The organism is Photobacterium sp. DNB23_23_1, assembly GCF_052873815.1.
On the sequence record NZ_JBNNXT010000074.1, the window covers coordinates 1 to 7,803 of the forward strand.

A 7,803-nucleotide genomic window follows, 5' to 3' on the forward strand; every position below is an offset into this window, starting at 1 on the left:
TTACCTCCGTGTTGGTGAAGTAAGATCATAATTGGGGACTGAGGCTATTAGAATGCGGTGTTTATGGGGCGCTTACTCTAGTTCCAGATTTAACGCCAGATAATCTTGCTATACATATGCAGTATTTCAGTGCGGATAATCCTAACGTATCAGGTGTTATTGAAGTGAAGAGTGCTACTATTATGGAATGATCGGATATAGAGTATACAACACACCCCAGCATTCGCTGGGGTGCCTAAAAAAACGCTGCCTCTTCGGCAGGTCTAATATTGCCTGTTGCGGGTGATTACTTCCAGACCTTATCTCAGCTGCCTATGCGGCAGGTCACAACAAGCTGCTCGCGGATGGCCTTGGCGAGTATTTCTCAGCTGCCTATGCGGCAGGTCACTACAAAGTTTAGACGATATACCTTGAACTTACAGTTAGTTACAAGCAAATAGGCCATAATACCCTTTTATTTTCACCTGTTTTAACTAATTGATTTTAAAGGCCAAGAAATTAACCTTAAAAAAAGGGGCTCACACGCTTAAATCAGGTACGGTTCCATCAAGCTCTTCATTTGTTGCCAAACCGTACTGGGAATACTGACTTGAACGCTGACCGATATTGGTATCTTTCTGAATATGAAGTAGATACTTTGTCCCTTTACTCTTACTCATCATAAATACGCGATGAAAGTGATCAACGTCTCGCTCTAACTCACTCAACTGAGGTTTAAAATACTCCCCTCTAGCTTCTGCTCTTCGCTTTGCCCTTGCTAGCCTTCTACGCTTCTCCCCAACGAAACATTTTGCGATCCCTTGATTACGTCTAAAACGAACCTCAGACACATCAGTCGACACAGGTGTTACTATAGAGATATCAAAGAAATCACTTTCCTTCATACTTTTAAAATATCGTTGCTGGCTTAGCTGTTCTAAATGCTGCCGATTTTTTGATACAAACGCAATAGTACGCCCTAGAGATTCATTGCTCCATTGCGGAAAAGAGACACCAATACCACCATTAATGTCATTCTGCTCTGATGACAACACCCCATGTAAAATACTGATACATCTACCAGCTAACAGCCCTTCATCAACATCATCAGGCAAATAACGAATAACAAAATAAAACCGATTATTCATTAATTTTTTCCTCGTTGGAACATCCCACCCTTGCACAACACAGCCATGACATAATGAATTTGAGGTGGAATATCACCGCCACGATCTCTTACACTTCGTAACTGTCGTATAAATACCGCCGTTAGCGTCAGTAGCGAGTAAAAGTCTTGTCTCTTTACTGGGTGGCGACGAGCAATCAGATATTCTCGATCAGCGCCATACTCATGCGTTCTTAATCGTTTATCCGCCTCTGCATCCCACCAGTCATCGATGAAGTGCAAAGCTGCCCCTACTTTCTCTGCATGGAAGCACGCAGCCTGATTACCATCGGCACACCCCACTGTAGCGTACTGCTTTGACGACTCACCTTGCTCATGACTATCAAGAAACTTCTGACTTGGGTGTAATTCCTGACAGAACCCCGTTTTCAATATTGCTTTGATATCAGCAAACCAATATTGCTTAGGCTCATACAGTGCCATTGCCATCTCTGACGCCAAACTATTCAGCATGTTGTGATCTTCTTCTGACCAAGCTGAAGACCAATCTAAGTGCCTAACATCGCGAATTACGTAGTTGTTACCGTTTGAGGTCAGCACTTCAACCTGTGTACCCAACGTATGCTTATTTCGCCATAGCCATGTCCCCATCAAAATGTTTTTACAATAACGACTAGCCAGTTCTTGATAACCCCCTACTTGAGCATAAATTAACGCCAACTTAGTAAGATACCTTCGTATTTTTTCATCTTCGCACCCATCCGGTTGTAATGAGTTCGCCTCAACTCTGAGCGAAAAGCGGCAGTTAATCTCTGGTACATTTGGCGGGACATAACAGGCATCTATGCATTGGGGGTTACTGTAAGCAAGATCTTGCGGAGCCAAGTTTTTAATCTGCTGATTTCTATCATAAGCTTCCGTGAAGCCACTTTTTGCCGCTCTGATCCTATTCGTTTCGACTTTGATCGGCACAAAGTCACACTCAGCGGTCTGGTAGTAAAACACGGCCTTACCCGGAGAAAGGGATCGCACATAGTTTAAGTGTCGGCATATCTGCATACCGCTTACCTCAAAGAGCCTTTTTCATAAGCATAGCGTTATTTGTAATATCAAAGTGCCAAAAGGCTGACTGAAAGAATTTCTGGCTGCCTGACAACCTAACATTAATGGGGTTTATACACTGAGCCACGCCGATACAAGGTTCAACATAACAATGGTAGGACGCGATACTGCCAATACGGGGCTTTAACTCTTCAAGCGGTATAAAACCAAGTCCAACTGGCTTTAATTCGGGTTCTATCTCTAAACGCGCCGCCAGCTCAGCAAATGAACTAACGCCTTTGTCTTCCGGATAGATCCAGCAACCACTACGCGGTAAGCGAGATAAAACTGAAAATAACTCACTTCTGCTCGAATGCACGGATAACCAATCTGTCCGCTCAAAAAGTGAAGGAGGATGAAGTGTACCGCCAGCAAATCGAGACGGGAAAGCCGCTTGTAAAAGGGAAATATCGGGAATTAATACTGACTCAGGTAACTGAATCTCAAGAACCAAATTCATGGTTAGATCACCGTATACCCCATCAATGATACCTGAACGCTGAACATCTGAGGCTTTCTTCTGATACCTCAACTTACTCGGCTCAGGAAGCTTCTTACCTTGTTGTCGATTGTATTGAGCAATAAACCAAGCACCTCGTTTAATTAAACATTCACAGCCAATCAATGCGCTCAACTTTCTCTGGTAGTTATGCATTAATCCCCCTAAAGCGGTTAAAGGGGGAATGCCTACAACATAAGGGTTAGAAAGTAGCGAAGCATCATGAACCTTCAATTGCTGAAGGTGCAAATAAGCACAGTTTGTCTCGGGTTCTATTACGGGAACATCATCTTGTTTCGCGATGTAATCAAGAGTCCACCGTAGCTGCTGCTTAACGGGGTATAACACATCAGGATGAAAAGCATACCGTGCACCTCTGTGATGGTATTGTAGTGCCTTGTGAAAACGTGCATTCAAATCACTGAGTACATCAGGCAAGTGTCCAAGAGGCAGGTATAACAATCGCTCTTCCAATGTTTCAACCTTTGTAATATTTAATGCCCCAGCCTCAATGCTATCTCGCCATTCCATCATTGGCGCTAACCACAAAGCCAATTGTTTCCGAATAAAGCGTAATGCCGATACACGTAATTGTCTCCGCAGCCTCAAGGTTGATGCGGGGTTCTCACCAGCAATTCTACTTAATGCACTCAAAAACCGATTCTCTTTTATTACAGAGTGATCGAAAACACTTTGTGTGTTGCCACCTTTATATTCTGCAAATGATTTTGCTGATTTATGAGCAACATTGGGTGGGTAATTCAATACCCTGATATTGCCACCCAGTGATGCCGCTAAACTACCAACATTTGCAGGGTGACTATGTTCAATATTGGTTGTCCTAACCTCTCGCTTAAATGCCATTGACTGAATTTTCGCTTGAACACTATGACTTACCACTGGCGTTAAAGCGCAATAACCTTCCTGATATGGCACTCGAATTTGTTTCGAGTAATCACTGACTTCAGACGGGAAAACATTAGATAAATGGCATTCAGCAAAGCTTGTCATTACCTTTTTTAACTGTTTTGTTGTTATACCTAAAGTTCGAAAATTAGTACGCCAATCAGCAGTATTTTCAATAAAAACATCTAGTAATGATGTTTCTAAACCATACCAAATAAAGCGTGTCGCAAAGAATTTTGCTGGATTAACACAAGAGCTATTATTAGACCAACCCAAAGCTTCAATAATATTTGAGCTACCAAGGACACCATCAACCTTTTCTTGTCTTTGAGCGATAATACGCTGCCCTTTCACTCGACAATCTGGATACTTTACGTTGTGGGTATGAAACCACTGCACCTCATCAATACAGAGGTTAAAATGCTCTTCATTATTAAACAATGACTTTGCTAAAGCCCTATCCAGTACGTCATCTACAGTGCTCTTGGGTACGGTTAGGTTAATCGCGATAATCAGGAGCTGTTGTTCACAACCTGTCACATCAACTACATCAGTATAAGCAGCAAACGCCTTTCTCAATGATTGGTTACGTTCATCGATATCTGGAATTTTCAGTAACTCTGATAAATACATTGGCTTCACCATGGTGGAAGGTAAACATCATTCGAGCTGTAATCAGATGCCATACCCGACCAACGTAACTCCATAACATGACGCAGAAAAAAAACCGCATCATTAGGCGAGAGTTTTGAATGTAACTTAAGCCGTATTGATGATTGTAAATAACCCTCTTCGTAAAGACGATAAACCTGCTCTGTTGAGGTCGTTAGCAATGCCGCAGCCTCCATCACGGTGAGCTTCAAATCAGCGATATTGGGTTCTTTCATTTTCGGGTTGTCACGAACCAACTGTTGAAGGAAATCAATAACAGCTTTAAGGACAAAGTTCTGTCGAATATCACTTGATGGTAGCTTACGAGAAGACACTAGAAGCTCTCCAAACACATCAGAAAAACGTGTATGGTTGAACCCCTTCACCAGCTTTTCTTCGGCCTTACTTGCAACACTTTCTAAATCGAGTTCAAAGCTTTGAGGCCAATTTGCAAAATATTGAACCGCTTGTTCAAGCTCAAGCTCGCCAAATGCATTATAGGCAACATATTTTGGCTGGGATCTTGAGAACCATAATAACGCACCTAACCAACTGGTAATCGAGAGTGCATTCTTATTGTCCCCTTCTACGACAAGTTGGCCAATGGCTATATGTTCAGGTGAAGCTGTTGTTGTTGAAGCATCGCGTAAATCAAAGCCACATTCACAATGAGTAAGCTGTTCTGTCTTTTTATAGTCCAAAACCGCTTCGCATGATGGGCAATTGAAGAGCATGTCAACACCATGATGATGACAAGCCTGGTAAGGCTTTAAGTGCCAGAATTGTCGGATATAGGAGGATTCAGCTAAACACGCAGAACAAACAGGTGTATAACCACTTCGAACAAAACACAACGGAATATGTATTCCATCACGAAATACTGAGGTTAAATGAGGCGAGAATGTTACCGCTGAATGCAGCAAAGCATGCTGCATCAATAGTCTTGCGTCACTATCAAGCAACGAGTCCAAAAGCTGAAAGGCTCTCAAGCGGAACCCACTTGAATGCTTGGCGTGGTAAAGATTTATTTGGTTAAGCTGTCGAGGTAACGCCCCTGCTGCCTGATGGTCGTTGTCAATTAGCCACTCCCACATAGCCCCGCTAAGCAATTGAAATGATTCAAAGCCATTAGCTTCATAGAGCCGAATTAGAAAGCTCTCGAGCGCTTCATCAGAGTACAGCTCGTCAGGTATAATCAGAAACATACTCGCCCCAAACTAAGAATTACTTAGTTTAGGTTAGCAGACGTTGAGATACCTTGCTGAAAAGGTATTGGATAAATGACCTGAAGCATTTGATAAATTAGAAATATTCTAGATAAAGCTCTACTAGTGCAATATGGTAAAATAACTTAGCATGGGAATATCATTACTCTCCTAACCTGTAATATATTGATCAAAAATAAGTAATAAGCATGAACAAGATAGAGCTGATTAAGTACCGATCCGAGTTACAGCAGGAGCTAAACCAAGCTGAACTGGATCATAACAATGAAAAGACAAGCCATATTGTCCATCTAGCTGTCACTATCTTTACTTGTGGCTTGTGGCTTGTGGCTTGTGGCTTGTGGGTAATAGGTTGGATGATAGCCTCTCATACGACCACCAAGCGTAAACATAAACTAATACTGGATATAAAAGAAATCCGTAAAGAGATAGTTGATGTTGATGTTGCCTTAGCAAAACAGCTTCAAAACGAAGACATACCAAAGTTTCTGTTTCAATAAATGTTTACAGAACATCTGCCTAATCGATACTGAACTGTCTGACTCGCTACTTTCATCAAATGAAAAAGGTGGCTCAGCTTTCGTGGTGAGCAACTCTTCATACAACTGTATTCACGTTGCACGGACAGATCTGGGTTAGCCAATGCAGCTAGCTCTAAGCTGGATATGATTTCCGAGTTATAGCACTTGCTAAACTCGTAAAGTTTTTGTTACCTCTGGTATGGCTATCTAAATTATTACGTTTTTAAATTAAAACCTTCCCTCTTAAATTTTGTCCTATCATAGATCTAAGTCCGCTAACATGGATTTACGCACTTCGTCCTCGCAACGATGACATGCAAAATACTCAATTTTTTTCATATCACCAGTTACAAAACTACCGCAATTATTACAACTTATAGCACCCCAACCTCGATCCTCACATTGCACACACACCCAAAGGCCATCGACATTTACTACAGATGGTTCTTTATCACCACATGTGTGGCAATAGGCTATATAGTCACTGCCATCTTCAACTAAAGCTTCTGGATCCTCTTCCTTATATAGGTTTGCATACTGTTCCAAGGCATATTCTGGTGTAACCTCTTCACCACAATGAGGGCAAAACTCATCTGTAAGCATGAAGTACTCAATGCTATTTTTACATGAATAACAATTTATCGTTGTATGAATTTCTCTAAGTTTGAGTTTTTTAACATCACATACCATGCATTCAATATCTTGCCCCCACTCATATGACTTGGTTACAAGAGCACTTTCTAAATGGCATGATGGGCACTCAGAAATTACATTTCCTTTTTTACGTTCTATTTCAATCTGCGGTGAAATGGCATCAAATTTCGCTTTCAAGTAACCTAAATTCTTCGCTATTTTTCTTTGAAGCTCTACGAATTGTTCTTCATATTCTTCAAAGTATGTACTCCACTGATCTGTCAGTAAGTTGTGCAAGTAATACCAAGAAGCCCAATGCTCGATTACAACACTGCTGTCACTACCAGAAAAGTCAGTATGGGCAAAATGAACTAATTGATTACGATGCTCATTCAAAGCTCTAAAATTATTTAATGCTGCTGGTTCAAATTTTTCTCCACAGATACCTTCAAGGCGTTTTACTGCTTACTCTAAATAAACAGAGTGGAAATTTCCATTTTCAAACTTGGTTTTATTTGCAATATCTGGCTTCGTTAGGATCAGAGTCCAATGCTCTTTCATCAGCCTCGCTTTGAAAAATAACTCGATAGCAGTATATAAATCGATTATTGCGGATTTGGGGGAGATTTCTAACCTTTCTATTGATAAATCTAGAAAGCTCAAACCGTTGTTTACCACTGAGCTAAACCACTCTTCAGGGTTTTGCTTCTTTTGCGTTATTTTATTCACTGGTGCCTCCCAAAATCAAAACCGCCACATACAAAATGTTCAAAGTGATAACTATACTTTATCACCTTTCCATCACACATAAGATACTGAAAATGAACAATAAAGATTGTGATTAAGCTATCATTTAAGAGGCCTTTACATAAATCAGGCTTCTATATCGTATAGACCTCATCTAGATATTGATTTATGAGTTCAACTATTGGCGCTCAGGTAACCGTTTCAACATGCTAGCAGCCCTAGTTGAATAGCTACCAAATTACTAAATAGTAATTTAGTCATAACAAAATTAGGAGTTAGATTACAGAGTTTCTGCTACTGACACGTTTAATTAAAAACTTTTGGGAAAAACGAGTTAACTCCCGAATTCAACTCCGAAGTGCGACACCCTCTAATATCAAGCAGCCATAACCATCGTTTTAAAGACGACAGATG

The 7,803-nt window shown here is 40.9% G+C and carries 7 protein-coding genes; 1 reads left to right on the plus strand and 6 read right to left on the minus strand.

Translation table 11 applies throughout. The features are described 5' to 3' along the window. Window positions 1-518: 518 nt before the first annotated feature. The 4 genes from cas6f to ACVA53_RS24535 are packed head-to-tail and all read right to left on the minus strand — an operon-like array spanning window position 519 to window position 5,467. A complete protein-coding gene (cas6f, locus tag ACVA53_RS24520) occupies window positions 519-1,127 on the minus strand; it encodes a type I-F CRISPR-associated endoribonuclease Cas6/Csy4 (protein WP_446506575.1) in 609 nt (202 codons plus the stop codon). Beyond that, window positions 1,127-2,164, minus strand: a complete 1,038-nt coding sequence (gene csy3, locus ACVA53_RS24525) for a type I-F CRISPR-associated protein Csy3 (RefSeq protein ID WP_446506576.1) — start codon at window positions 2,162-2,164, stop codon at window positions 1,127-1,129. Before csy3 ends, cas6f begins: the two co-directional genes overlap by 1 nt. Before the next feature lie 10 nt (window positions 2,165-2,174). After that, complete coding sequence (locus ACVA53_RS24530) at window positions 2,175-4,244, minus strand: type I-F CRISPR-associated protein Csy2 (protein ID WP_446506577.1); 2,070 nt, start codon at window positions 4,242-4,244, stop codon at window positions 2,175-2,177. A 5-nt stretch (window positions 4,245-4,249) separates the two neighbouring features. Further along, a complete protein-coding gene (locus tag ACVA53_RS24535; protein WP_446506578.1) occupies window positions 4,250-5,467 on the minus strand; it encodes a TniQ family protein in 1,218 nt (405 codons plus the stop codon). Window positions 5,468-5,676: 209 nt separating this feature from the next. Here ACVA53_RS24535 and ACVA53_RS24540 point away from each other — a divergent pair, with 209 nt between their 5' ends. After that, window positions 5,677-5,988, plus strand: coding sequence for a hypothetical protein (locus tag ACVA53_RS24540; protein WP_446506579.1), 312 nt, complete (start codon window positions 5,677-5,679; stop codon window positions 5,986-5,988). Between the two features lie 279 nt (window positions 5,989-6,267). Here the strand turns inward: ACVA53_RS24540 and ACVA53_RS24545 are convergent, their stop codons facing one another. Continuing rightward, on the minus strand, window positions 6,268-7,038 hold the full coding sequence (locus ACVA53_RS24545) for a hypothetical protein (protein ID WP_446506580.1): 771 nt from the start codon (window positions 7,036-7,038) through the stop codon (window positions 6,268-6,270). A 69-nt stretch (window positions 7,039-7,107) separates the two neighbouring features. Next, entirely contained in the window at window positions 7,108-7,371 is a 264-nt protein-coding gene (locus ACVA53_RS24550; RefSeq protein WP_446506581.1) for a hypothetical protein, read from the minus strand. Between the last annotated feature and the right edge of the window lie 432 nt (window positions 7,372-7,803).